The 742-nt window shown below is 69.8% G+C and carries 1 protein-coding gene; it reads left to right on the top strand.

The window, feature by feature from the left end:
* A partial coding sequence (locus tag DD1DGNOD_RS06805) for an IS630 family transposase (RefSeq protein WP_131769693.1) occupies positions 1-742 on the top strand: 742 nt, incomplete at both ends.

The following is a 742-nucleotide window of genomic DNA, read 5'->3' as shown; positions in this document are numbered from 1 at the left end:
AAGGCCGTGGCCGCGGAGATGGGGATCACCCGCGAGACGGTCGGGCGGTGGCGCAACCGGTTCGTCCGGGACCGGTTCGCCGGGCTCAGCGACGAGCCGAGACCGGGCGTGCCACGCACGATCACCGACGCCCAGGTCGAAGAAGTCGTGGTCCGCACGCTGGAAGAGGTGCCCGAGGGCACCACCCACTGGTCCAAACGCGCGCTGGCGAAGCGGGTCGGGATCTCCCCGACCAGCGTGCACCGGATCTGGCGGGCCTTCGGCCTCACGCCCTGGCTGGTCGAGGAGTTCAAGATTTCCACCGACCCGTTCCTCATCGACAAGGTCCGGGACGTGGTGGGCCTGTACCTGGCCCCGCCGCAGAACGCGGCGGTCTTCTCCGTCGACGAGAAACCACAGCTCCAGGCCTTGGAACGGACCGCGCCGGTGCTGCCGATGGTGCCGGGCACACCGGAGCGCCGCAGCCACGACTACCACCGCCACGGCACCGTCGACCTGTTCGCGGCGCTGCACACCGCCACCGGCACGGTGATCGGTGCAACCTCCGCCCGGCACACCGCCGAGGACTTCACCGGGTTCCTCGCCGAGATCGACCGGCAGGTCGAGCCGGGCCTGACGGTCCACCTGATCTGCGACAACCTCTCCGTGCACAAGGCGCCGGCGGTGAAGAGATGGCTGCTGGCGCACCCGCGGTTCCAGCTGCACTTCACCCCCACCTACTCGTCCTGGCTCAACCAGGTGG

It is taken from the genome of Candidatus Protofrankia californiensis (assembly GCF_900634765.1).
Lineage (GTDB): Bacteria > Actinomycetota > Actinomycetes > Frankiales > Frankiaceae > Protofrankia > Protofrankia californiensis.
The sequence above is the reverse complement of the archived record's forward strand: the minus strand, read 5'-3'. Positions and strand labels throughout refer to the sequence as shown.